Source organism: Oryzomicrobium sp., assembly GCF_021287045.1.
In the GTDB taxonomy this organism is placed as follows: domain Bacteria; phylum Pseudomonadota; class Gammaproteobacteria; order Burkholderiales; family Rhodocyclaceae; genus Oryzomicrobium.
In genome coordinates, this window is the sequence record NZ_JAJTBG010000001.1 from 19414 (window position 1) to 44078 (window position 24665).

Consider the following 24665-nt stretch of genomic DNA (forward strand, 5'->3'; position numbering starts at 1 on the left):
CGAACATGGAACTCAAGGGTAAAACGGTCGTGGTGGCGGGGCTCGGCGAGTCCGGGCTGGCCATGGCCAAATGGCTGGATCGGCAAGGCGCCCGGGTACGGGTCGCCGACAGCCGTGCCGTGCCGCCCAACCAAGCCGAACTGGCCGCCGCCGTGCCGGCGGCCGAACTCGTTTGCGGCGCCTTCGCTGCCGACACCTTCGCCGGCGCCGACGTGGTGGCCATCTCCCCCGGCGTGCCTCGGGAAAGCCTGCCGGCCCTGGCCGTGCCGGTGGTCTCGGAAATCGAACTGTTCGCCTGGGGCCTGCGCGCCCTGGCCTCGGCCACCAAGGTGGTGGCCATCACCGGCAGCAACGGCAAGACCACCACCACGGCGCTGACCGCCCACCTGCTCAACGGCGCCGGCGTCACCGCCCGGGCCGCCGGCAACATCTCGCCCTCGGCCCTGGACGCCCTGATGGACGCCGTGGACCACGACGACCTGCCCCAGGCCTGGGTGCTGGAGCTGTCCAGCTTCCAGCTGGAGGCCACCCATACCCTGAACGCCGACGCGGCTACGGTGCTGAACGTCTCCGAGGATCACCTGGACCGCTACCAGGGCAGCCTGGCCAACTACGCCGCGGCCAAGGCCCGTGTCTTCAAGGGGGCCAAGGTGGCCGTGCTCAACCGGGACGACGACTGGAGCCTGGCCAATGGCCGCTGCGGCGTGCCCTTCGTTACCTTCGGCCTGGACGCCCCGGGCCGGGCCGGCGACTTCGGCCTGGCGGGCGACTTCGGCCTGGCGGGCGGTGCCCTGGTAAAGGGTGACAAGGCCCTGGTGCGCCAGGACGAACTCAAGCTGACCGGCGCCCATAACGCCGCCAACGCCCTGGCCGCCATCGCCCTGTGCGAGGCGGTGGGCGTGGCCGCCGAGCGGGTGCTGCCGGCCCTCAGGGCCTTCGCCGGCCTGCCGCACCGGGTCGAGACCGTGGCCGAGGTCGGCGGCGTGACCTACATCGACGATTCCAAGGGCACCAACGTGGGCGCCACCCTGGCCGCCATCGAGGGCCTGGGCCGCAAGGTCGGCATCGTCCTGGGCGGCGACGGCAAGGGTCAGAATTTTACCCCCCTGGGTGCCGCCCTGGCCGCCCACGGCCGCGCCGTGGCGCTGATCGGCCGCGACGCCAGGCTGATCGATGCCGCCATCGCCGCGCCCCTGGCCGCCGCCGGGGTGCCCGTGCAGCGCTGCGCCGACCTGCCCGCCGCCGTGCGCTGGCTGGCGGGCCGGGCCCAATCCGGCGACGCCGTGCTGCTCTCGCCGGCCTGCGCCAGCTTCGACATGTTCCGCGGCTATGCCCACCGGGCTCAGGTGTTCATCGATACCGTGGCCGAGCTGGCCGCCGTGGCCAAGGGCCAGGGGGAGGGGCGGTGAGGGCCATCCTCGACAACACCCGCCGCGCGCCCACCGAGGTGGACATGCTGCTGCTCTGGTCCGGCCTGGTCCTGCTGTTGCTCGGCATGGTGATGGTCTATTCGGCCTCCATCGCCACCGCCGAGGGCAGCCGCTTCACCGGCCACCAGCCGGCCTACTTCCTGGTGCGCCACGGGGTCTTCCTCACCGTCGGCATCGTCGCCGCCGTGGTGGCCTTCCAGGTGCCGCTCACCGCCTGGCAGCAGTGGGCGCCCTACCTGTTCATGGCCGGGGTGCTGCTGCTGGTGGTGGTGCTCATCCCCGGCCTGGGCCGGGACGTGAACGGCGCCCGGCGCTGGCTGCCCCTGGGGCCGGTGAACCTGCAGCCGTCCGAGCTGATGAAGCTGTTCGCCGTGCTCTACGCCGCCGACTACACGGTGCGCAAGATGCCCCACATGCGCGACCTGAAGAAGGCCTTCCTGCCCATGGCGGCGGCCATGATCTTCGTCGGCATGCTGCTGCTCAAGGAGCCGGACTTCGGCGCCTTCGTGGTGATCATCTCCATCGCCATGGGCATCCTCTTCCTCGGCGGTCTGCGCGCCCGCCTGTTCGCCGTGCTGATCGTGGTGATGCTGGTGGCCTTCGCCATCCTGATCATCGTCTCGCCCTACCGGCGCGAGCGCATCTTCGGCTTCATGGACCCGTGGACCGACGCCTTCGGCCGCGGCTACCAGTTGTCCCACGCCCTGATCGCCTTCGGCCGCGGCGAGCTGTTCGGCGTAGGCCTGGGGGCCAGCGTCGAGAAGCTCTTCTACCTGCCCGAAGCCCATACCGACTTCCTGCTGGCGGTGATCGCCGAGGAACTGGGCTTTGCCGGCGTGCTGCTGGTGGTGGCCCTGTTCGCGGTGCTGGTGCAGCGCTGCTTCGCCATCGGCCGCCAGTGCGTCACCCTCGACCGCCTCTACCCGGCCCTGGTGGCCATGGGCGTGGGCATCTGGCTGGGGGTGCAGTCCTTCATCAACATGGGGGTGAACATGGGCCTGCTGCCCACCAAGGGCCTGACCCTGCCCCTGATGAGCTTCGGCGGCTCCGGCATCCTCGCCAACTGCATCGCCCTGGCCGTGCTGTTGCGCATCGACTGGGAAAACCGCCAGCTGATGCGGGGAGGAAAGCTGTGAGCACTAGCCCGAAAACCCTCCTGGTGATGGCCGGCGGCACCGGCGGCCACATCTTCCCCGCCCTGGCCGTGGCCAAGGTGCTGCGCAGCCAGGGCTGGCGCGTGGTCTGGCTGGGCAACCCGGACGGCATGGAAGCCCGCCTGGTGCCCGAGCAGGACTTCGAGTGCGTCTGGATCAAGTTCGGCGCCCTGCGCGGCAAGGGCCTGGCCCGTAAGCTGCTGCTGCCGTTCACCCTGCTGTCCGGCTTCTGGCAGGCCCGCCGCGCCCTGAAGCGGATCAAGCCCGACGTGGTGCTGGGCATGGGCGGTTACATCACCTTCCCGGGCGGCATGATGGCCTCCCTGGCCGGCATCCCCCTGATCGTCCACGAGCAGAACGCCGTGGCCGGCCTGGCCAACAAGGTCCTGGCCAAGGTGGCCGACCGCGTCCTCACCGGCTTCCCCGACGTGCTGCCCAAGGGCGAGTGGGTCGGCAACCCGGTGCGCGCCGAGATCGCCGCCGTGGCCGACAAGGCTCCGCCGGCCGCCCGCTACGCCGAGCGCAGTGGCGTGCGCCACATCCTGGTGGTGGGCGGCAGCCTGGGCGCCGCGGCCCTCAACACCGCCGTGCCCCAGGCCCTGGCCCTGATCGCCGAGGAAGAGCGGCCCGAGGTGGTGCACCAGGCTGGCGAAAAGCACATGAAGGCCCTACGCGAGAACTACGAGGTGGCCGGCGCCAACGGCTTCCTGGTGCCCTTCATCACCGACATGGCCGGTGCCTACGAGTGGGCCGACCTGGTGGTGTGCCGCGCCGGGGCCCTGACCGTGGCCGAACTGGCCGCCGCCGGGGTGGCCAGCGTGCTGGTGCCCTTCCCCCATGCGGTGGACGACCATCAGACCGCCAACGCCCGCCATCTGGCCGACGCCGGCGGCGCCGTGCTGATGCCCCAGGACCAATTGACCCCGGCGGCCCTGGCCGAACTGGCCGCGATCCCCCGGGAACAACTCGCCGAAATGGCCGCCAAGGCCCGGGGCGTGGCCCGCACCGACGCTGCCGAGCGGGTGGCGGCGATCTGCGCCGAAGCGGCGGAAAAGAACGTTTGAGGAATCGACGACCATGAAACACAAGGTCAAACACATCCACTTCGTCGGCATCGGCGGCTCCGGCATGTCCGGCATCGCCGAGGTGCTGGTGAACCTGGGCTTCACCGTGTCCGGCTCGGACCTGGCGGAAAACGCCACCACCGCCCGCCTGGCCGCCGCCGGTGCCCGGGTGCTGCTCGGCCACGACGGCGCCCACGTGGCCGGCGCCGACGCCGTGGTGGTGTCCACCGCGGTCAAGGCCGACAACCCGGAAGTGATCGCCGCCCGCGCCGCCCACATCCCGGTGGTGCCCCGGGCCCAGATGCTGGCCGAGCTGATGCGCCTCAAGCAGGGCATCGCCGTGGCCGGCACCCACGGCAAGACCACCACCACCAGCCTGGTGGCCTCGATCCTGGCCGAGGGCGGCTTCGATCCGACCTTCGTCATCGGCGGCCGACTCAACGCCGCCGGTGCCAATGCCCGGCTCGGCACCGGCGAATTCCTGGTGGCCGAGGCTGACGAGTCGGACGCCTCGTTCCTGTTCCTGACGCCGGTGATGTCGATCGTGACCAACATCGACGCCGACCACATGGAGACCTACGGCCACGACTTCGGCAAGCTCAAGCACGCCTTCATCGACTTCCTCAACCGCCTGCCCTTCTACGGCGTGGCGGTGGTGTGCGTGGACGACCCCAACGTGCGCGAGATCCTGCCCTTCGTCTCCAAGCATGTGGTGCGCTACGGCATCGATCCGGAGCACGCCGCCGAGGCCCACTTCCGCGCCGAGAACATCGAGGCTGCCGGGGCCCAGATGAAGTTCGACCTGGTGCGGGTCAATGGCACCACCGTGCGCTACCCGGTGACCCTCAACCTGCCCGGCCTGCACAACGTGCGCAACGCCCTGGCCGCCGCCGCCGTGGCCACCGAGGTCGGCGTGTCGGACGAGGCCATCGCCAAGGGCCTGGCCGAATTCCGCGGCGTCGGCCGGCGCTTCCAGCGTTACGGCGAAGTGGCCCTGGAAAGCGGCGGCAGCTTCACCCTGATCGACGACTACGGCCACCACCCGGTGGAAATGGCCGCGACCCTGGCCGCCGCTCGCGGCGCCTTCCCCGGCCGCCGCCTGGTGCTGGCCTTCCAGCCCCACCGCTACACCCGCACCCGGGACTGCTTCGAGGATTTCGTGAAGGTCCTGTCCACCGTCGATGCCCTGGTGCTGGCCGACGTCTATGCCGCCGGCGAGGCGCCCATCGTCGCCGCCGACGGCCGGGCTTTGGCGCGGGCCCTGCGGGTGGCGGGCAAGGTGGAGCCGGTGTTCGTCGAGGACATGGCCGAGATGCCGGCCACCATCTGCGCCGTGGCTCAGGACGGCGATGTGGTTTTGACGATGGGAGCGGGGTCGATCGGCGCCGTTCCCGCCAAACTTGCAACGGTGTGACGTGGTTATGAACAAGGAATTCGGAAAAGTGGCGGTGCTGTTCGGCGGCACCTCGGCAGAACGGGAAGTTTCCCTGAACAGCGGCTCCCGCGTGCTGGCGGCGCTGCAACGGCAGGGTGTGGACGCCCATCCCTTCGACCCGGCGGAACAGCCCCTGGACGCCCTCAAGGGCTACGACCGGGCGTTCATCGCCCTGCACGGCCGCCACGGCGAGGACGGCACCATCCAGGGCGCCCTGGAACTGATGCACATCCCCTACACCGGCCCGGGCGTGCTGGCCTCCGCCGCGGGCATGGACAAGTGGCGCACCAAGCTGCTCTGGCAGGCCGCGGGCCTGCCGGTGCCGGCCTACCGCATGCTCGACGCCGGCAGCGACTTCGACGCCGTGGCCCGCGAGCTGGGCCTGCCCCTGTTCGTCAAGCCGGCCTGCGAGGGTTCGTCGATCGGCGTGACCAAGGTCAAGACCGCCGCCGAGCTGCGCAGCGCCTACCAGGAGGCCGCCCGCCACGATTCCCTGGTGATCGCCGAGCAGGCGGTGCTGGGCGGCGAATACACCGTGGGCATCCTGGGCAGCGGCGAGGACATGCGCGCCCTGCCCATCGTCAAGATCGAGCCGGCCACCGAGTTCTACGACTACGAGGCCAAGTACCTGCGCGACGACACCGCCTACCGTTGCCCCTGCGGCCTGTCCGCCGAGCAGGAGGCCGCCATCCAGGCCCAGGCCCTGCAGGCCTTCCGGGTGCTGGGCGGGCGCGGCTGGGGCCGGGTGGACTTCCTCATGGACGAGGCCGGCAACCCCTACTTCCTCGAAGCCAACACCTCCCCGGGCATGACCGACCACTCCCTGGTGCCGATGGCGGCCCGGGTGGCCGGCCTCGACTACGAGGCCCTGGTGCTCCAGGTCCTGGCCCTGGCGGCCAACGATTGATCCGACGAAATGGCTCCCGCGCATGTGGCACAAACCGCACCTGCTGAATGTCCTGGCCGACCTGCTGTTCGCAGCGGGAGCGGCGGCCATTCTCGCCGCGGGCGTGCTGGCGGCGGCGCGGCTGCCTCTTTTTCCGCTGCACCAGGTGGTGCTGCTGGAGCGGCTCCAGTCGGTGCGTCCGGACGAGCTGGAAGGCGCCCTGGCCGGGTCCGGGCTGCTGCGCGGCAACTTCTTCAACGTGAACCTGGAAGCGGTGCGCGGCGCCCTGGAAAAACTGCCCTGGGTGCGCAAGGCCGAGGTGCGGCGGCGCTGGCCGGGCAAGCTGGAAGTGCGCCTGGAAGAGCATCAGGCCGCCGCTCGCTGGGGTGCCGAGCCGGGGCAGATGGTCAATACCTACGGCGAGGTCTTCGCCACCGGGGCCACGGCGCCGGTGCCGGGGGAAGAGGGCGATGCGCGCAGCCTGGCGCTGGCGCGCCTGCCCATGCTCTACGGACCGGCCGGCTCCAGCGCCGAGGTGCTGCGCCGCTACGTGGATACCCAGGCCGCCCTCAAGCCGATCGCGCGACGGCCGGTGGAGCTGACCCTGTCGCCCCGGCTGGCCTGGCACCTCAAGCTGGACGACGGGATGGTGGTGGAACTGGGGCGGGAGCAGGCCAAGGCGCCGGTGGCGGCGCGGTTGGCCCGCTTCGTCACCTACTACCCCGGCACCCTGGCCGTGCGCACGCCGCGGCCGGATGTGGTGGACATGCGGTACCCCAATGGATTTGCGCTGCGGGTGATGGGCACCGGCAACGCTGGAACGAAGCCTGACGGCAAGGAAAAGAAATGAGCAGGGATACCAAGGATCTGGTGGTCGGCCTGGATATCGGCACCTCGAAGATCGTCGCGCTGGTGGCGGAGATCACGCCGGAAGGACGCCTCAACGTCATCGGCATGGGCACCCAGGAGTCGAAGGGGCTCAAGAAGGGCGTGGTGGTCAACATCGAGGAAACCGTGGCCACCATCTCCCGGGTGGTGCAGGAAGTCGAGCTGATGGCCGACTGCAAGGTCAAGGACGTCTACACGGGCATCGCCGGCAGCCACATCAAGAGCTTCAATTCCCACGGCATGGTGGCGATCAAGGACAAGGAAGTCACCCCGATGGATGTGGACCGGGTGATCGAGACCGCCCGCGCCATGCCGATCCCGGCGGACCAGGAAATCCTGCACATCCTCACCCAGGAATTCGTCATCGACGGCCAGGACGGCATCCGCGAGCCCATCGGCATGAGCGGCATGCGCCTCGAAGTGAAGGTGCACATCGTCACCGGCGCCGTGTCCGCCGCCCAGAACATCGTCAAGTGCGTGCGCCGCTGCGGCCTGGAAGTGAACGATCTGGTGCTGCAACCCCTGGCGTCGAGCTACGCCGTGCTGTCCGAGGACGAGAAGGACCTGGGCGTGTGCCTGGTGGACATCGGCGGCGGCACCACCGACATCGCCGTGTGGACCCAGGGCGCCATCCGCCACACGTCGGTGATCCCCATCGCCGGCGACCAGGTGACCAACGACATCGCCATGGCCCTGCGCACCCCGACCCGGGAAGCGGAAGAGATCAAGCGCCAGTACGGCACCGCCCTGTCCGACCTGGCCGATCCGGAAGACGTGTTCGAAGTGGCCGGCATGGACGACCGCCCCTCGCGCAAGCTGTCGCGCCGGGCCCTGGCCGACGTGATCCAGCCGCGCATCGAGGAACTGTTCGACCTGATCCACGCCGAGCTGCGCCGCTCCGGCTTCGAGGACGTGTTGTCCTCGGGGATCGTCATCACCGGTGGTGCTGCCCTGATGCCGGGCATGGTCGAGCTGGGGGAGGAAATCTTCCACATGCCGGTGCGCCTGGGCATCCCCAAGTACGTGGGCAGCCTGGCCGACGTGGTGCAGAGCCCGCGCTTCTCCACCGCCTACGGCCTGCTGCTCGAAGCCCAGACCCAGCACAAGCGGGGCATGAAGGTGCGCGAGACCCGTTCGGTGAAGGACGTGTTCTCGGTGATGAAGGGCTGGTTCGAGAAGAACTTCTAAGGTTTCGCGGCATCCCGGGCGACCTTTGCAGCCCGGGCGCTTCAGGTGTCAGGCAGTACCCGTGTTTTCGGTAGTTCCGTTTTAAGCAGCAAACAATATCAATGAATCTCTTGTAACGGAGGCGAGTATGTTTGAAATCATCGATAAGGAAGTGGGCGGCACCATCATCAAGGTGGTGGGCGTGGGTGGCGCCGGCGGCAACGCCGTCGACCACATGATCCGGGAAGGGGTGCAGGGGGTGGAATTCATCGCCGCCAACACCGACGCCCAGGCGCTCAACCGCAGCGTGGCCGTCCAAAAGCTGCAACTCGGGGCCACCGGCCTTGGCGCCGGCGCCAAGCCGGAAGCCGGCCGCAGCGCCGCCATGGAGCAGCGTGAGCAGATCGCCGAAGCCCTCAAGGGCGCCAACATGGTGTTCATCACCGCCGGCATGGGCGGCGGCACCGGCACCGGCGCCGCCCCGATCGTGGCCGAAGTGGCCCGCGAGCTGGGCATCCTCACCGTGGCCGTGGTGACCAAGCCCTTCGGCTTCGAAGGCAAGCGCATGAAGCTGGCCGAAGCCGGCCTGGCCGAGCTGCAACAGCACGTCGATTCCCTGATCGTGATCCTCAACGACAAGCTGATGGAAGTGCTGGGCGACGACGTGTCCATGGACGAGGCCTTCAAGGCCGCCGACAACGTGCTGCGCAACGCCGTGGGCGGCATCGCCGAGATCATCACCTTCCCCGGCCTGGTGAACGTGGACTTCGAAGACGTGCGCACCGTGATGAGCGAGATGGGCCGCGCCATGATGGGTTCCGCCGTCGCCGCCGGCGTGGACCGCGCCCGCATCGCCGCCGAGCAGGCCGTGGCCAGTCCGCTGCTCGAAGGCATCAACCTGTCCGGCGCCAAGGGCGTGCTGGTCAACATCACTGCTTCCCGCTCCCTGAAGATGAAGGAAGTGAACGAGGTGATGAACACCATCCGCGCCTTCGCCGCTGAGGACGCCCACATCATCTTCGGCGCCGTGTTCGACGAGAACGTGGGCGACGCCCTGCGCGTCACCGTGGTCGCCACCGGCCTCGGCCAGGCGGTCAAGCAGCCCCAGCTGGTGGTGGCTGCCCGTACCGGCACCGACGACGCGCCCATGGCCGCCGGTCCCGACTACGCCAGCCTGGAAGTGCCGGCTGTGTTCCGCACCAACCGCAGCAACGCCAAGGTGGAGGCCATGGTCTCCTCCGGCGTCGATCGCTACGACATCCCGGCCTTCCTGCGCCGGCAGGCTGATTAATCCAGCCTAACGTATCGATACTCGCCTCTTGAAAGGGGGAAGGACGTGCGCGTGCTAAAATGCGTTCTTCCCCCCTTTTTCAACGCGAAAACGAATTTTTGCCTTCCGTTGCCGGCCCGTTGCGGGCCATCGGCGACGCGGAGGTTCGCTTCGGTATAAAAATGCTCAGGCAGCGCACCCTCAAATCGACGATTCGCGCCTCCGGCGTGGGCCTCCATTCCGGCGCCCGGGTCACCATGACCCTGCGCCCGGCCGCCCCCGACACCGGCATCGTCTTCCGTCGCGTGGACCTGCCCGAGCCGGTGGATCTGCCCGCCTCCGCCCTGCTGGTGGGGGATACCCGCATGTGCTCCTGCGTCGAGCGCGACGGGGTCAAGGTCGGTACCGTCGAGCACATCATGTCGGCCATGGCCGGCCTGGGCATCGACAACGCCACCGTGGACCTGGATGCGGCCGAGGTGCCCATCCTCGACGGTTCCTCGGCACCCTTCGTCTTCCTCATCCAGTCGGCGGGGATCGAGGAGCAGCCGGCGGCCAAGAAATTCATCCGCGTGCTGAAACCCATCGAGGTGCGCGACGGCGACAAGTGGGCCCGCTTCGAGCCCTACGACGGCTACCGGCTGTCGTTCTCCATCGTCTTCTCCCACCCGGCCATCGACCGCACCGCCCAGGAAACCACCTTCGACTTCGCCGAGCAGTCCTACGTGCGCGAAGTCTCCCGGGCCCGCACCTTCGGCTTCATGCAGGAAGTCGAGTGGCTGCGCGAGAACGGCCTGGCCCTGGGCGGCGGCCTGGACAACGCGGTGGTGCTGGACGAGTTCCGGGTGCTCAACGCCGACGGGCTGCGTCTGCCGGACGAGTTCGTCAAGCACAAGGTGCTGGACGCCATTGGCGACCTCTACCTGCTCGGCCACCCGCTGCTGGCCTCCTTCACCGCCCACAAGTCCGGGCATGGGGTGAACAACCAGTTGGCCCGGGCCCTGCTGGCCCAGCAGGACGCCTGGGAGTTCGTCACCTTCGAGAAGGAAGGCGAGGCCCCGCCCGCCGTTTCCCGCTGGCTGGAACAGCCGGCCGCCCTGGCCGCCTGAGCCGGGTGCTCTGACTCCGCGCCGCCGCCATGCTCGTCCTGCGGATATTGGCGGTGCTGGTGGTGATCGGCGTGGCCGGCTGCGTGGCCGCCTACTTCTTCACCGCCGACCGGCGCTACCTGACCATCGCGTTCCGCCTGTTCCGCTGGGCCTTGATCGTCGCCCTGTGCTTCTTCGGCCTGTTGCTGCTGGAGAGGGTGGCGGTGATTGCGCCGTTGCTGGTCTGAGGTGCTTGTTGGCCGGAGGCGCGACGCTGCTTCCTGGCTGATCGACCTACTGAAATCGCTGAATCACCACGCCCAGGGTGGGGAACAGCGCTCAGGCGCTACGCTTGAGCAGGGATTCCAGAGCGCGGCGCAGGGGGCTGTCGGCCATGCCGGCGGCCAGTTCGCCGAGGCCCTGGCGGGCGTTGGGGGTGAGCGCCCGGTTCGGGCGGGGACGGGCTTCCGGGCCTTCCGGGGCGGGTTGCACCCTCACCTGGATGCCGCTACACTCGATCCCCATTCCAAGAAAAACACCGGTCAATGAGGGGCTTAGCTGCTTCAGCTTGACCGCCACGCCGCCGCTGTCGGCGTGGATAACCACCATTCCCTGCTTGTAGTTCGCCACTCGGCTCGCTTGTCCCAGATAGGCTGGTGCCGCCTGTTCATAGGCGGCTTGCAACCGCTTGAGCAGACGAGCGTGGGCCATCATTCGGCCCAGGCCGTCGGGGGCGTCGAAATAAGCGTTGATGAAGTTGGGCATGGGGAGATCAGCGTATGCACATCATTGTAGTCTCAAACCGGTTGGCCACCGCCAAGACCGTCACCCTGACCGGGCGCCACCTGCTGTTGGCGGGCCTGGCGCTGCTGGGTGGCGTCCTGCTGGTGGGCCTGATCCTCGCCTACCTGTCGCTGCACTTCCGGCTGCCCGTGGCCGAGCAGATGCTGACGGCGGTCCGTGAGCATGAAGCGCAAAAGCGCGAGGCCTTCCTGCGCGACAACGTCAACGCAATGGCTCTGCGCCTGGGGCAACTCCAGGCGCAGGTACTGCGCTTAGATTCCATGAGCGAGCGCCTGATGGGCCTGGCCGGGGTGAAGTCCGGCGAGAAGGTGGGCCAGGGCGGGGCGGCCCTGAAGCCCCTGGACGCCCTGTCCGCCGGCGGACAGGGCGGGCCCCTGGTGCTGGCCCGGCCGGCCATGTCCCTGGGCGACCTGCACCAGGAGCTGGACCGCTTCTCCGAACGCCTGGACGTGCAGAGCGAACAGTTTTCCCTGCTCGAATCCGAGCTGCTCGCCCGTTGGGCGGAAAAGAGCCGGCTGCCCACGGTGCTGCCGGTCAATTCCCAGTGGAACGCCTCCACCTTCGGCTGGCGCATCGATCCCTTCACCGGCGCCCGGGCCCTTCACGAAGGGGTGGATTTCGTCGCCGGCGTGGGCACCGAGATCGTCGCCGCCGCCGGCGGGGTGGTGATCGCCGCCGAACTCCATCCCCAGTACGGCAACATGGTCGAGATCGACCACGGCAACGGCCTGACCACCCGCTACGCTCACTGCTCCAAGCTGGTGGTGCGCGAAGGTCAGGTGGTCAAGCCGGGAGAGCGGATCGCCGAGGTAGGCACCACCGGCCGCTCCACCGGCCCCCACCTGCACTTCGAGGTGCGCATGAACGGTGTGGCGCAGAACCCCAACCGCTTCCTGGAGCGGGCCCTGCCGCGCCTGGCGCAGCGCTGATCCTCTCAGAGGCTGGCCCCGCCCCGCCTCGGCCTTCCGCTTTCCCCCGGCGGTTCGTCCCCGCCGCCTTCTGGTACCGCCCCGGGCTCACCCCGTCGGGGCGGTCATTCCCCCATGCTAGAATCCTGCCTTTCGCGATTTGCGTGAGTTCAGGGTCCTTCCCGACATGATTTCCGGCCTTCTCAAAAAGCTTTTCGGCAGCCGCAACGACCGGCTGATCAAGCAATACACCCAGACCGTCCGCCGCATCAACGAGCTGGAAACGGGCATCGCCGCCCTGAGCGACGAGGCCCTGACCGCCAAGACGGCCGAGTTCAAGCAGCGCCACGCCCAGGGCGAATCCCTGGACGCCCTGCTGCCGGAAGCCTTCGCCGTGGTCCGGGAGGCCGGCAAGCGGGTCATGGGCATGCGCCACTACGACGTGCAGATGATCGGCGGCATGGCCCTGCACTACGGCAAGATCGCCGAAATGCGCACCGGCGAGGGCAAGACCCTGATGGCCACCCTGCCGTCCTATCTCAACGCCATCACCGGCAAGGGCGTGCACATCATCACGGTGAACGACTACCTGGCCAGCCGCGACGCCGAGTGGATGGGACGCCTGCACCGCTTCCTGGGCCTCACCGTGGGCGTGAACCTGTCCCAGATGGACCACGACTCCAAGCAGGCCGCCTACGCCGCCGACATCACCTACGGCACCAACAACGAGTTCGGCTTCGACTACCTGCGCGACAACATGGTCTACGACGAGGACGACCGGGTGCAGCGCGGCCTGCACTTCGCCATCGTGGACGAAGTGGACTCGATCCTCATCGACGAGGCCCGTACCCCGTTGATCATCTCCGGCCAGGCCGACGACCACACCGACCTCTACCTCAAGCTCAACCAGGTGGCGCCCCGCCTGACGCGCATGGAGACCGAGGACGGCGAGGGGGATTACTGGGTGGACGAGAAGGGCCACCAGGTGCACCTGTCCGACGCCGGCCACGAGCACGCCGAGCAGCTGCTGGTGGAAATCGGCCTGCTCGCCGACGGCCGCAGCCTGTACGACGCCGGCAACATCACCCTGATGCACCACCTGAACGCCGCCCTGCGCGCCCACAATCTGTTCCACCGGGATCAGCACTACGTGGTCAGCCCCCAGGGCGAGATCGTCATCGTGGACGAATTCACCGGCCGCCTGATGGCCGGCCGCCGCTGGTCCGACGGCCTGCACCAGGCGGTGGAGGCCAAGGAAGGCGTATCGATCCAGCCCGAGAACCAGACCCTGGCCTCGGTGACCTTCCAGAACTACTTCCGCATGTACGAAAAGCTCGGCGGCATGACCGGTACCGCCGACACCGAAGCCTACGAATTCCACCAGATCTACGGTCTGGAAACCGTGGTCATCCCGCCCAACAGGCCGGTGGTGCGCCAGGACCTGAACGACCAGGTGTTCCGCACCGCCGACGAGAAGCACGCCGCCATCGTCGCCGACATCCGCGAGCAGTACGGCAAGGGCCGGCCGGTGCTGGTGGGCACCACCTCGATCGAGAACTCCGAGCTGCTCTCGGCCCTGCTCGACAAGGAAAAGCTGCCCCACCAGGTGCTCAACGCCAAGCAGCACGCCCGCGAGGCCGAGATCGTGGCCGAAGCCGGCCGCCCGGGCATGATCACCATCGCCACCAACATGGCCGGCCGCGGCACCGACATCGTGCTCGGCGGCGCCATCGACAAGAAGGTGGACGCCATCCGCGAGGACGAGGCCCTGTCCGCCGAGGAAAAGGCCGAGCGGATCGCCGCCCTCAAGGCCGAGTGGAAGCCCCTGCACGAGCAGGTGGTGGCCGCCGGCGGCCTGCACATCATCGGCTCCGAGCGCCACGAATCCCGCCGCATCGACAACCAGCTGCGCGGCCGCGCCGGCCGCCAGGGCGACCCGGGTTCGTCCCGCTTCTACCTGTGCCTGGACGACCCCCTGCTGCGCATCTTCGCCGGCGACCGCCTCAAGGCGATCATGGAGCGGCTGAAGATGCCTGAGGGCGAGGCCATCGAGCATCCGCTGGTGACCCGCTCCCTGGAGTCGGCCCAGCGCAAGGTCGAGGCCCGCAACTTCGACATCCGCAAGCAGCTGCTCGAATACGACGACGTGGCCAACGACCAGCGCAAGGTGATCTACGCCCAGCGCAACGAGCTGCTCGAAAGCGCTGACATCTCCGAGACCATCACTGCCATGCGCCACGGCGTGGTGGAAGAACTGTTCCGCGCCCACGTGCCGGAAGAGTCGGTGGAAGAGCAGTGGGACATTCCGGGCCTGGAACGGACCCTGGCCGCCGAACTGCTGCTGGAAGCCCCGGTGGGCGAATGGCTGAAGAGCGAGCCCCAGTTGCAGGAGAACGACCTGCTGCACCGCCTGGTGGAAACTGCCGACGCCGCCTACGCCGCCAAGATCGCCCTGGTGAGCGACGACGCCTTCCACCAGTTCGAGCGCAACGTCATGCTGCAACGCCTCGACGAGCGCTGGCGCGAGCACCTGGCGGCCCTGGATCACCTGCGCCAGGGCATCCACTTGCGCGGTTACGCCCAGAAGAACCCCAAGCAGGAGTACAAGCGCGAGTCCTTCGAGCTGTTCGAGCAACTGCTCAACGCGGTGCGCAACGAGGTGACCCGTCTGCTCATGACCGTGCAGATCCGTTCCGCCGAGGAAGTGGCCGAGACTGCGCCCCATGCCGACGTGGAGAACGTCCAGTACCACCACGCCGACTACGACGAAGCCCTGTCCAGCGCCGACGGTGCCGAAACCGAACTGACGCCCCTGCCGGCCGGTGCCGACAAGGTCGGTCGCAACGATCCCTGCCCCTGCGGCAGCGGCAAGAAGTACAAGCACTGCCACGGCAAACTCAACTGACGACCGTGCGGCTGGGCCGGGGATGACCCCGCGCCCGGCCGGTTTTCTTTCCAGGTACCCGCCATGCCCGTCAATTACGCCACCCCCGCTCCCGCAGCCCTGTTTCCCGTCGCCGGCGTCCGCCTCGGCGTTGCCGAGGCCGGCATTCGCAAGGCCAACCGCCGCGACCTGACGGTGATCGCCCTGGACGAGGGCAGCACCGTGGCCGGCGTGTTCACCGCCAACCGCTTCTGCGCCGCGCCGGTGCAGGTGTGCCGCAGCCACCTGGCGGCGGCCCGGGACGGCGCTGCGGGCATCCGCGCCCTGGTGGTCAACACCGGCATCGCCAACGCGGGCACCGGCGCCCCGGGGCTGGCCACGGCCAACGCCACCTGTGCCGCCCTGGCCGAAATGCTGGGCCTGGCGGCAGGCCAGGTGCTGCCGTTCTCCACTGGGGTGATCCTCGAGCCCCTGCCGGTGGATCGCCTGGTGGCCGGCTTGCCGGCGGCCATTGCCGATCTCAAGGCCGACAACTGGCACGCCGCCGCCCACGGCATCATGACCACCGACACGGTGGCCAAGGCCGCCTCGCGCCGCGTGGTGGTGGGCGGCAAGACCGTGACCCTGACCGGCATCTCCAAGGGCGCCGGCATGATCCGCCCGAACATGGCCACCATGCTCGGCTTCCTCGCCACCGACGCCGGCATCGCCCAGGACCTGCTGGAGGCGGTGACCAAGGAGGCGGCGGACCAGTCGTTCAACTGCATCACCGTGGACGGCGACACTTCCACCAACGATTCCTTCGTCGTGGCCGCCACCGGCCAGGCCGGCGTGGCTTTTGCCCGCGGCGACGAGCCGGGTTGGGCCGAAGTGCGCGCCGCCCTGATCGAAGTGGCCCGGGAACTGGCCCAGGCCATCGTGCGCGACGGCGAGGGCGCCACCAAGTTCATGGCCATCGCCGTGGAAGGGGGCAAAACCCGGGAGGAATGCCGCCAGGTGGCCTACGCCGTTGCCCATTCTCCCTTGGTCAAGACCGCCTTCTTCGCCTCCGACCCCAACCTGGGCCGCATCCTGGCGGCGGTGGGCTACGCCGGCATTGCCGACCTGGACGTGGACGGCATCCGCGTCTGGCTGGCGGCCGGCGACGACGCCGTGCTGGTGGCCGAGAACGGGGGGCGCGCCGCGGCCTACCGGGAAGAGGATGGCGCCCGCATCATGCAGTCCGCCGAGATCACCGTGCGCATCGACCTGGGCCGGGGCAGCGCCGCCGGCACCGTGTGGACCTGCGACTTCTCCTACGACTACGTGAAGATCAACGCCGACTACCGCAGCTAACCGTAGGTTTTGGGCCTGAGGCCCGAAGAGTTCCGGCTCCGACAAAGCCCGCCGCATCTGCGCGCGGGCTTTTTCATTGGCGACCGCGCTGACCCCCGGCAGGAAGGCGGCGGGCGAAAGGGCGGATAATAGGCGCTTTACCTTGTGGAGCCGACAGCCATGAACGATCACCAGGAGCCGGCCGCGGCCAAGCGGGCGGCGGAACAGGCGGCAGCGCGCTCGGAACGGCGCGGCACCCTGATTTTCGGGGCGATCGCCTGCGCCGTGATCGTGGCCCTGATCGCCGGGCTGATGGCGGTGGAAATCTACGGCGAGCGCATGGACGAGGGGCGCATCCCGCCCGCCAACGCGGCGGATCACTGATTCCGCCAGCGTGCTCTGGCGATGATGGCGGCGGCGCGGCAATTCCCCGTGCCTTGCCGTGACCCCGGACCAGTTGGCGGCGCTGTGTCGGCCTGGCGTCCCAGCGGCCGGATTCTCTCCAGCCATCGTCAACGGCGATGGCGCTTTTGACGCACCGCCAAACCCCGCGCCAGTCGCGGAGTTTCAGCATGGTCTGAAAACAGCCATCGCGGTTGACGATGGCTTTCCGGCTGGGGGGGGGCCTTGATTGGGTCTGGAAGATCCGGGCGATACTCCGGGCCGGAGGGCGCGCTGGTCAGGCTTGGCCGGTTCCTAGCCTTGCACAGTTCCGGGGCGGGCCATCGCGCCAATCCCACGCAAGCCGGTTGTTCCTGATTTCGCTGCGAACGCCGTGTCTGCGCGCCCTGTCCCGGAGAAGGGCGCTTCCCTGTGCCGCACCCGGGGCGGGGCAGCGGGACTCCCAACGCAAACGGGGGCTTGCGCCCCCGTTTGTGGTTGCTGCGCGCCTGACGGCTTACGGCAGGGCCGGGATGGTGAACTTGGGCATCTCGCCGGTCAGGCCGTGCAGGAAGGCCACCAGGTCGTCCACCTCATCCTTGCTCAGGTCGGTCTTGAGCATTTCCTTGCCCATGATCTTCACCGCCTCGTCGAGCTTCCACACCGAGCCGTTGTTGAAGTACGGGTAGGTCAGGGCCACGTTGCGCAGGGTCTGGGTGCGGAAGGCGTGCTTGTCGCTCTCCTTCTTGGTCACCGTGTAGCGTCCTTCGTCGGTGGAGCCCGGCACCTTGATGGCGTAGAAGTTGCCGTCGGTGAAGTTGGGGCCGTTGTGGCAGCCGACGCAGCCCTTTTCGACGAAGGCCTTCATGCCCTTCTTCTGCTGGGTGCTGATCGCCGATTCATCCCCGGCCAGGTAGCGGTCGAAGGGGGAATTCGGCGTGATCAGGGTGCGCTCGAAGGCAGCGATGGCCTTGGCCAGGTTGTCCGGATTGACCGGGTCCTTGCCGCCGAACACGTCGGCGAAGCGCTTCTGGTACTCGGGGAAGCCCTTCAGCACGGCGATCGCCTTGTCCAGGGTGATGTTGTGCTCGATGTTGGCCTGGAGGGGGCCCAGGGCCTGGGCTTCCAGGGTGGGGGCGCGGCCGTCCCAGAACTGGGAGGTGAGGAAGGCGGCGTTCAGGGTGGTGGGCGAGTTGCGCGGCCCGCGGGCGGCGCCGTGGCCGATGGCCCGGGGGATGCGGTCGGTGAAGCCTAGGGCCGGGTTGTGGCAGGTGGCGCAGGCGATGGTGCCGTCGCCGGACAGGCGGGCGTCGAAGTAGAGCATCTTGCCCAGCTCGACCTTGGCCTCGGTCTGGGGGTTGTCCGCCGGAATCGGGGCGATGGCCGGCAGGGGCTTGAACAGTTCCTTGAACTTGCCGTAGGGGTCGGCGGCCTGGCTGGCACCGGCGACGAGGAGCCCCGCGACGAGGAGGGGCAATGCGACTCTCTTTTTCATGACATCTCCCTTGCTGGTTGAAAAACCTTGTTACTAGCAGGGGATTGTCCGTTTCACGTCAGGGTCAATGTTGATTTAAATCAATGGCTTGCAATAGGCGTGCCCTATGGCTGCGATAGGGCATGCCTATTCATGACGGGGGCAAAAGGCCGGCTCAGTGCAGCACCCGGGGGGCAGCCAGGGTGAATTCCGGGATGTCGGCGTCGAAGGCGGTGCCGTCGTCGGCTTCCATGCGGTAGGTGCCGCGCATGGTGCCCACCGGGGTGGGCAGGGAGCAGCCGCTGGTGTATTCGAAGCGCTCGCCGGGACGTAGCAGGGGCTGCTGGCCGATTACGCCGATGCCGCGCACTTCCTGGACCTCGTTCCGGGCGTCGGTGATGATCCAGTGGCGCGACACCAGCTTGGCAGCGACGCGACCGACGTTCTCGATGGTGATGGTGTAGGCGAAGATGTAGCGTCCGGCGTCGCTGTCGGACTGCTCGGGGATGAACTGGGGGACGGCGCTGACGCGGACGGCGTAGTCGTCCCGGGGCTGCTCGGGGTCGGGGCTGGTGATGGTGGCCATGGCGGTCTTGTTGTAAGCGTTCGTGGGCCGGGCGCCGGGATGGCGGCGTCCGGGTTGGGGTTGCATTCTGACAGCGGAGTCAGGATGGGGTTCGCGGTAAAATCGCCCCTTCGCCTTTTTGCCCCTTCGGCCTCCGCCATGCACGTCATCGCCCCCAGCATCCTTTCCGCCAACTTCGCCAAGCTGGGCGAAGAAGTCTCCGCCGTGATCGCCTCCGGCGCCGACTGGATCCACTTCGACGTGATGGACAACCACTACGTCCCCAACCTGACCATCGGCCCCCTGGTGTGCGAGGCGATCCGCCCGTGCACCGCCGCGCCGATCGACGTGCACCTCATGGTCAAGCCGGTGGACCGCATCGTCCCGGACTTCGCCAAGGCCGGCGCCAACATCATCACCTTCCACCCTGAAGCCTCCGACCACGTGGACCGCACCCTGGGCTTGATCCGCGATTCCGGCTGCCAGGCCGGCCTGGTGTTCAACCCGGCCACGCCCCTTACCTACATGGACTACGTCATGGACAAGCTCGACGTGGTGCTGCTGATGAGCGTGAACCCGGGATTCGGCGGGCAAAAATTCATTCCCGGCACCCTGGACAAGCTGCGCGAGGCCCGGACCAAGATCGACGCCTACACCGCCCGTACCGGCCGCAGCATCCGCCTGGAGATCGACGGCGGAGTGAAGGTGGACAACATCGCCGAGATCGCCCGGGCCGGGGCCGACGCCTTCGTCGCCGGTTCGGCCGTGTACGGGGCCGGCAAGGACAGCGATCCCAACCGCTACGACTCGGTCATCGCCGCCCTGCGCGCCGAACTGGCCAAGGCCTGAGCGGCGACGGGCCGGTGACCGCCATGGCGCTCCTTTCGGTAACCCTGGACCTGGACGGCACCCTGCTCGACACGGTGCCCGACCTGGCCGCCGCCTGCCATGCCATGCTGGCCGAGCTGGGCCAGCCGCCGCGCAGCGACGACGAGGTACGCAATTTCGTCGGCAAAGGCATGGCGGTGCTGGTGGAGCGCTGCCTGACCTGGAGCGCGCCGCCGGAACCCGCCTTGGTGCAGGCCGGCATCGCCGCCTTTCGCCGCCACTACGCCGAAACCAATGGCCGGACGGCGCAGCCCTATCCCGGTGTGTTCGCCGGGCTGGACGCCCTGGCGGCCCAGGGGCTCAAGCTCGGGGTGGTGACCAACAAGCCCGAGGCCTTCACCCTGCCGCTGCTCGAACGCCAGGGGCTGGCCCACTACTTCGCCGCGGTGGTATCCGGCGACACCCTGGCGCAGAAAAAGCCGGACCCGGCGCCGGTACGCCACGCCTGCGAGCTGCTGGGCTGCCTGCCGGCGGAGAATGTCCACGTCGGCGATTCGAGCAACGACTTCATCGCCGCCCGGGGCGCCGGCTGTCTGACCATCGGCGTACCCTACGGCTACAACGAGGGACGGCCGGTGACAGAGTCATCGGTAGACGTCGCTTCCTGCCATGCGCTAGTATCGGACCTTCATGACGCCGCCCGCATGGTGGCGGCATGGAACGAAAGCCTCCGCCAAGGCGGGGAGCTTCCACCGCCGGCGCGGCACTCGTGATTGAAGCGTAACGATTCCGCCGGCAATGACCCTGAGCTAGAACCTCACTTCCCACCCATCGTGACCCGCAAGAACGTCGTTTTCCGGACGGAATGCCTGATCGGCCAGCAGCGCTGGCAATCGTGGCAGGGTTGGTGGCGCTCGCCGCGCCAACATTAATCCCCCGTCCGGGCCCGGACGGCTGACACCCGGGCAACGACGCGCCCCTCCCCGCACGGGGGCGTTCAAAGAAGTAAAAACCTGCTTGCGAGGTTGCTGTGACCGAAACCGAATTCAACGCGCTTGCCGCGCAGGGGTACAACCGTATCCCGGTGACCCTCGAGACCTTCGCCGATCTCGACACCCCCCTCTCCATCTATCTGAAGCTGGCCGACGCGCCCTACACCTACCTGCTCGAATCGGTGCAGGGCGGCGAGCGCTTCGGCCGCTACTCGATCATCGGCCTGCAGAGCCCGACCCGCATCGCGGTACATGGCCACCAGGTGCTGGTGCTCAACCACAACCGCATCGCCGAGCGGGAGGACGACACCAATCCCCTCGATTTCGTCGCCCGCTTCCAGAAGCGCTTCCGCGTCGCCCCGGTGGCCGGCCTGCCGCGTTTCTGCGGCGGCCTGGTGGGCGCCTTCGGCTACGACACGGTGCGCTACATCGAAACGCGCCTGACCCGCACCGCCAAGGCCGACGACCTGGGCACCCCGGACATCCTGCTGCTGCTCTCGGAAGAGATCGCGGTGGTGGACAACCTGTCCGGCAAGCTGACCCTGGTGGTCTATGCCGAGCCGGGCTTCCCCGGGGCCTACCAGAAGGCCCAGGCGCGCCTCAAGGAACTGCTCGCCAGGCTGCGCCAGCCCGCCGCCGTGCCCACGGAAACCCCCTGCACCTCCCAGCCCGCCGTCTCGGTGTTCGGCGAGGCCCGCTTCAAGGAAGCCGTGGTCAAGGCCAAGCGTTATATCACCGAGGGCGACATCATGCAGGTGGTGCTCTCCCAGCGCATGGTCAAGCCCTTCGGCGCCACGCCCCTGGCCCTGTACCGGGCGCTGCGCAGCCTGAACCCCTCGCCCTACATGTTCTATTTCAACCTGGAGGACTTCCATATCGTCGGCGCCTCGCCGGAGATCCTGGTCCGGGTCGAAGGGCAGGGCGATGAGCAGGGGCAGGGCAAGCGCGTCACCCTGCGGCCCATCGCCGGCACCCGCAAGCGCGGCGCCAGTCCGGAAGAGGACGCCGCCCTGGCCGCCGAGCTGCTGGCCGACGAGAAGGAGCGGGCCGAGCATGTGCAACTGCTCGACCTGGGCCGCAACGACGTGGGCCGGGTGGCCACCACCGGATCGGTGAAGCTCACCGACACCATGGTGATCGAGCGCTATTCCCACGTGATGCACATCGTTTCCAACGTGGAAGGCCGTCTCAAGCCGGGCCTGGACGCCCTGGACGTACTCAAGGCCACCTTCCCGGCGGGCACCGTCTCCGGCGCCCCCAAGGTGCGGGCCATGGAGATCATCGACGAGCTGGAGCCGGTCAAGCGCGGCATCTACGCCGGCGCCGTGGGCTACCTGGGCTTCAACGGCGACATGGACCTGGCCATCGCCATCCGTACTGCGGTGATCAAGGACGGCCAACTGCTCGTCCAGGCCGGGGCTGGCATCGTCGCCGATTCCAACCCGGACGCCGAATGGCAGGAAACCCAGAACAAGGCCCGCGCCGTGCTGCGTGCCGCGGAAATGGCCGAAGGCGGCCTCGACACCCGCTTGCAGTGAGGAATTGCCATGTTGCTGATGATCGACAATTACGACAGCTTTACCTACAACATCGTCCAGTACTTCGGCGAGCTGGGGCAGGACGTGCGGGTGTACCGCAACGACGCCATCACCCTGGCCGAGATCGCCCGGCTCGATCCGGAGTATCTGGTGATCTCTCCGGGGCCCTGCGCGCCGGCCCAGGCCGGGGTCTCCCTGGCCGCCATCCGCGAGTTCGCCGGCAAGATTCCGCTCCTCGGCGTGTGCCTGGGGCATCAGTCCATCGGCGAGGCCTTCGGCGGCAAGGTGGTGCACGCCAAGCAACTGATGCACGGCAAGACGTCGCCGGTGCACCACCAGGACGTGGGCGTGTTCAAGGGGCTGCCCAATCCGCTCACCTGCACCCGCTACCACTCTCTGGCGGTGGAGCGTGAGTCCCTGCCCGATTGCCTGGAGATCACCGCCTGGACCGACGACGGCGAGATCATGGGCCTGCGCCACAAGACCCTGGCGGTCGAGGGCGTCCAGTTCCACCCCGAATCCATCCTCACCGAGCGCGGCCATGACCTGCTGGCCAACTTTTTGAAGGAGCACGCACGATGACCCCGCAGGATGCCCTGACCCGCTGCATCGAGCACCGGGAGATCTTCCACGACGAAATGCTCGATCTGATGCGTCAGATCATGTCCGGCGAGATGAGCCCGGTGATGATCGCCGCCATCACCACCGCCCTGCGGGTGAAGAAGGAAACCATCGGCGAGATCGCCGCCGCCGCCCAGGTGATGCGCGAGTTCGCCACCCCGGTGCCGGTGGCCGATCCCAACGCGGTGGTGGACATCGTCGGCACCGGCGGCGACGGCGCCCACTCCTTCAATATTTCCACCACCTCCATGTTCGTGGCGGCGGCGGCCGGGGCCAAGGTGGCCAAGCACGGCGGCCGTTCGGTTTCGAGCAAGTCGGGCAGTGCTGACGCTTTGGAGGCCCTGGGCGCCGACATCAACCTGACCCCGGAGCACATCGCCCGCTGCATCGACCAGGTGGGCATGGGCTTCATGTTCGCCCCCAACCATCACGGCGCCATGAAGCACGCCGCCCCGGTGCGGCGCGAGCTGGGGGTGCGCACCATCTTCAACATCCTCGGCCCCCTGACCAACCCGGCCCGGGCCGAGCGCCAGGTGCTCGGCGTGTTCCACGCCGATCTGGTGGGCATCCTGATCCGGGTGCTGCAACGGCTCGGCTCCAAGCGCGCCTTCACCGTGTTCGGCCTGGAAGGGCTCGACGAGATTTCCGTGTCCGGCCGCACCCTGATCGGCGAGCTCAAGGACGGCAAGATCCGCGAGTACGAGATTCATCCCGAGGACTTCAACCTGCCGGTGCACGATCCCCGCGCCCTGCAAGTAGGGTCGGTGCAGGAGTCCCAGGAGATGGTCATCGCCACCCTGGAGAATCGCCACACCGCCGGCCGCGACATCGTCGCCATGAACGCCGGGGCGGCCCTCTACGTGGCCGACCATGTGCCGAGCCTGGCCGAGGGCGTGGAGCTGGCCCTGGACACCATCGCCAGCGGCGCGGCCCGGGCAAAGCTCGACCAGTTCATCGCCTTCACCCGGCAGTTCAAGGAGTCGGCATGAGCGACGTCCTGAAGAAAATCCTCGCGGTAAAAGCCGAGGAAGTGGCCGCCGCCCGGGCCGCCAAGCCCCTGGCGGCGCTGCGCGCGGAGGCCGAGGCCGCCAATCGGGATAACCCGGTGCGCGACTTCGTCGGCGCCATCGAGGCCAAGATTGCCGCGGGTCAGGCCGGGGTGATCGCCGAGGTGAAAAAGGCCAGCCCGTCCAAAGGCGTGCTGCGCGCCGACTTCCGCCCGGCCGAGATCGCCGCCAGCTATGCCGCCCACGGCGCCGCCTGCCTGTCGGTGCTCACCGACAGGCAGTTCTTCCAGGGCGCCCCCGAGTATCTGCAACAGGCCCGGGCCGCCTGCACGTTGCCGGTGATCCGCAAGGATTTCCTGGTGGACGAGTATCAGGTGGCTGAAGCCCGCGCCATGGGGGCGGACGCCATCCTGCTGATCGTCGCCGCGCTTGACCTGCCGCGCCTCAAGGACCTGGAGGCCGCCGCCGAAGCCCTGGGCCTGGCGGTGCTGGTGGAGGTGCACGACGCCGCCGAGCTGGACTTGGCATTGCAACTGCGCACACCCCTGGTCGGCATCAACAACCGCAATCTGCGCACCTTCGAGGTCAGCCTGCAAACCACCCTGGACCTGCTCCCGCGCATCCCCGCCGGGCGCCGGGTGGTGACCGAGTCGGGCATCCTGGCGGCCGAGGACGTAGCTTTGATGCGTGGGCATAACGTTGACGCCTTCCTCGTCGGCGAAGCCTTCATGCGCGCCCCGGACCCGGGTTTGGCCCTGGCCGGGCTGTTTCATTCGCGCTAAGGCTGGGCTGGCAGTCTTTGGTGCCTTAAGACGATTCGAATCATAAGCTTGTGGGCGAATGTTGAAGTACGGCCCGATTTGATCCACAGCGTTGTTGTTTTTTTGCAACGTATTGCGGATTCATAGCCACCCAAGGCTAAAACCGGGTTGCCCCGGCCCGGTGCCCCTTGCCAGAATGCGTTCAA

The 24665-nt window shown here is 68.2% G+C and carries 23 protein-coding genes; 20 read left to right on the plus strand and 3 right to left on the minus strand.

The features are described from left to right. Positions 1 to 5: 5 nt before the first annotated feature. The 10 genes from murD (at position 6) to LWW89_RS00150 (ending at position 10630) form a co-directional block, all read left to right on the plus strand. Positions 6 to 1409 (plus strand): UDP-N-acetylmuramoyl-L-alanine--D-glutamate ligase, encoded by a 1404-nt coding sequence (murD, locus tag LWW89_RS00105; RefSeq protein ID WP_293259253.1) that lies wholly within the window; start codon positions 6 to 8, stop codon positions 1407 to 1409. A 44-nt stretch (positions 1410 to 1453) separates the two neighbouring features. Continuing rightward, complete coding sequence (gene ftsW / locus LWW89_RS00110; RefSeq protein WP_293260294.1) at positions 1454 to 2566, plus strand: putative lipid II flippase FtsW; 1113 nt, start codon at positions 1454 to 1456, stop codon at positions 2564 to 2566. Then, positions 2563 to 3648, plus strand: coding sequence for an undecaprenyldiphospho-muramoylpentapeptide beta-N-acetylglucosaminyltransferase (murG, locus tag LWW89_RS00115; RefSeq protein ID WP_293259256.1), 1086 nt, complete (start codon positions 2563 to 2565; stop codon positions 3646 to 3648). The genes ftsW and murG overlap by 4 nt, the downstream gene beginning before the upstream one ends. A gap of 13 nt (positions 3649 to 3661) precedes the next feature. After that, positions 3662 to 5062 (plus strand): UDP-N-acetylmuramate--L-alanine ligase, encoded by a 1401-nt coding sequence (murC, locus tag LWW89_RS00120; protein ID WP_293259259.1) that lies wholly within the window; start codon positions 3662 to 3664, stop codon positions 5060 to 5062. A 7-nt stretch (positions 5063 to 5069) separates the two neighbouring features. Further along, positions 5070 to 5990 (plus strand): D-alanine--D-alanine ligase, encoded by a 921-nt coding sequence (locus LWW89_RS00125; RefSeq protein WP_293259262.1) that lies wholly within the window; start codon positions 5070 to 5072, stop codon positions 5988 to 5990. Between the two features lie 22 nt (positions 5991 to 6012). After that, positions 6013 to 6819 carry a cell division protein FtsQ/DivIB gene (locus tag LWW89_RS00130; protein WP_293259265.1) on the plus strand — a complete coding sequence of 269 codons (807 nt, stop codon included), beginning with the start codon at positions 6013 to 6015 and terminating at the stop codon, positions 6817 to 6819. Beyond that, positions 6816 to 8045 (plus strand): cell division protein FtsA, encoded by a 1230-nt coding sequence (gene ftsA, locus LWW89_RS00135; RefSeq protein WP_293259268.1) that lies wholly within the window; start codon positions 6816 to 6818, stop codon positions 8043 to 8045. Before LWW89_RS00130 ends, ftsA begins: the two co-directional genes overlap by 4 nt. A gap of 127 nt (positions 8046 to 8172) precedes the next feature. Continuing rightward, a complete protein-coding gene (gene ftsZ / locus LWW89_RS00140) occupies positions 8173 to 9315 on the plus strand; it encodes a cell division protein FtsZ (protein ID WP_293259270.1) in 1143 nt (380 codons plus the stop codon). A gap of 161 nt (positions 9316 to 9476) precedes the next feature. Then, positions 9477 to 10403 (plus strand): UDP-3-O-acyl-N-acetylglucosamine deacetylase, encoded by a 927-nt coding sequence (gene lpxC, locus LWW89_RS00145; protein WP_293259272.1) that lies wholly within the window; start codon positions 9477 to 9479, stop codon positions 10401 to 10403. A 29-nt stretch (positions 10404 to 10432) separates the two neighbouring features. Then, complete coding sequence (locus tag LWW89_RS00150) at positions 10433 to 10630, plus strand: hypothetical protein (RefSeq protein ID WP_293259275.1); 198 nt, start codon at positions 10433 to 10435, stop codon at positions 10628 to 10630. 91 nt (positions 10631 to 10721) lie between these two features. On the opposite strand, the gene LWW89_RS00155 is transcribed toward LWW89_RS00150, so the two are convergent. Continuing rightward, entirely contained in the window at positions 10722 to 11147 is a 426-nt protein-coding gene (locus LWW89_RS00155; RefSeq protein ID WP_293259277.1) for a DciA family protein, read from the minus strand. 14 nt (positions 11148 to 11161) lie between these two features. Here LWW89_RS00155 and LWW89_RS00160 point away from each other — a divergent pair, with 14 nt between their 5' ends. The 4 genes from LWW89_RS00160 (at position 11162) to LWW89_RS00175 (ending at position 16676) form a co-directional block, all read left to right on the plus strand. After that, positions 11162 to 12115 (plus strand): M23 family metallopeptidase, encoded by a 954-nt coding sequence (locus tag LWW89_RS00160; RefSeq protein WP_293259280.1) that lies wholly within the window; start codon positions 11162 to 11164, stop codon positions 12113 to 12115. 166 nt (positions 12116 to 12281) lie between these two features. Continuing rightward, positions 12282 to 14999: a preprotein translocase subunit SecA gene (gene secA, locus LWW89_RS00165; RefSeq protein ID WP_293259283.1), complete on the plus strand. Its 2718-nt coding sequence runs from the start codon at positions 12282 to 12284 to the stop codon at positions 14997 to 14999. 63 nt (positions 15000 to 15062) lie between these two features. Then, entirely contained in the window at positions 15063 to 16313 is a 1251-nt protein-coding gene (argJ, locus tag LWW89_RS00170) for a bifunctional glutamate N-acetyltransferase/amino-acid acetyltransferase ArgJ (RefSeq protein WP_293259286.1), read from the plus strand. A 159-nt stretch (positions 16314 to 16472) separates the two neighbouring features. Next, positions 16473 to 16676, plus strand: coding sequence for a hypothetical protein (locus LWW89_RS00175; protein ID WP_293259289.1), 204 nt, complete (start codon positions 16473 to 16475; stop codon positions 16674 to 16676). A 514-nt stretch (positions 16677 to 17190) separates the two neighbouring features. Here LWW89_RS00175 and LWW89_RS00180 read toward each other — a convergent pair. Together LWW89_RS00180 and apaG are read right to left on the minus strand one after the other, a co-directional pair. Next, positions 17191 to 18168, minus strand: coding sequence for a cytochrome-c peroxidase (locus LWW89_RS00180; protein WP_293259292.1), 978 nt, complete (start codon positions 18166 to 18168; stop codon positions 17191 to 17193). A 154-nt stretch (positions 18169 to 18322) separates the two neighbouring features. Further along, positions 18323 to 18733, minus strand: coding sequence for a Co2+/Mg2+ efflux protein ApaG (apaG, locus tag LWW89_RS00185; RefSeq protein ID WP_293259295.1), 411 nt, complete (start codon positions 18731 to 18733; stop codon positions 18323 to 18325). 138 nt (positions 18734 to 18871) lie between these two features. Here apaG and rpe point away from each other — a divergent pair, with 138 nt between their 5' ends. From rpe to trpC, 6 genes are all read left to right on the plus strand, one after another. Continuing rightward, positions 18872 to 19561: a ribulose-phosphate 3-epimerase gene (gene rpe, locus LWW89_RS00190; protein ID WP_293259298.1), complete on the plus strand. Its 690-nt coding sequence runs from the start codon at positions 18872 to 18874 to the stop codon at positions 19559 to 19561. A 23-nt stretch (positions 19562 to 19584) separates the two neighbouring features. After that, positions 19585 to 20313 carry a phosphoglycolate phosphatase gene (locus LWW89_RS00195; RefSeq protein ID WP_293259301.1) on the plus strand — a complete coding sequence of 243 codons (729 nt, stop codon included), beginning with the start codon at positions 19585 to 19587 and terminating at the stop codon, positions 20311 to 20313. A gap of 257 nt (positions 20314 to 20570) precedes the next feature. Then, on the plus strand, positions 20571 to 22070 hold the full coding sequence (gene trpE / locus LWW89_RS00200) for an anthranilate synthase component I (RefSeq protein WP_293259304.1): 1500 nt from the start codon (positions 20571 to 20573) through the stop codon (positions 22068 to 22070). 9 nt (positions 22071 to 22079) lie between these two features. After that, positions 22080 to 22652: an aminodeoxychorismate/anthranilate synthase component II gene (locus LWW89_RS00205; protein WP_293259307.1), complete on the plus strand. Its 573-nt coding sequence runs from the start codon at positions 22080 to 22082 to the stop codon at positions 22650 to 22652. Further along, complete coding sequence (gene trpD / locus LWW89_RS00210; protein WP_293259310.1) at positions 22649 to 23680, plus strand: anthranilate phosphoribosyltransferase; 1032 nt, start codon at positions 22649 to 22651, stop codon at positions 23678 to 23680. The genes LWW89_RS00205 and trpD overlap by 4 nt, the downstream gene beginning before the upstream one ends. Then, positions 23677 to 24480 carry an indole-3-glycerol phosphate synthase TrpC gene (gene trpC, locus LWW89_RS00215; RefSeq protein WP_293259313.1) on the plus strand — a complete coding sequence of 268 codons (804 nt, stop codon included), beginning with the start codon at positions 23677 to 23679 and terminating at the stop codon, positions 24478 to 24480. Before trpD ends, trpC begins: the two co-directional genes overlap by 4 nt. Positions 24481 to 24665 lie beyond the last annotated feature (185 nt).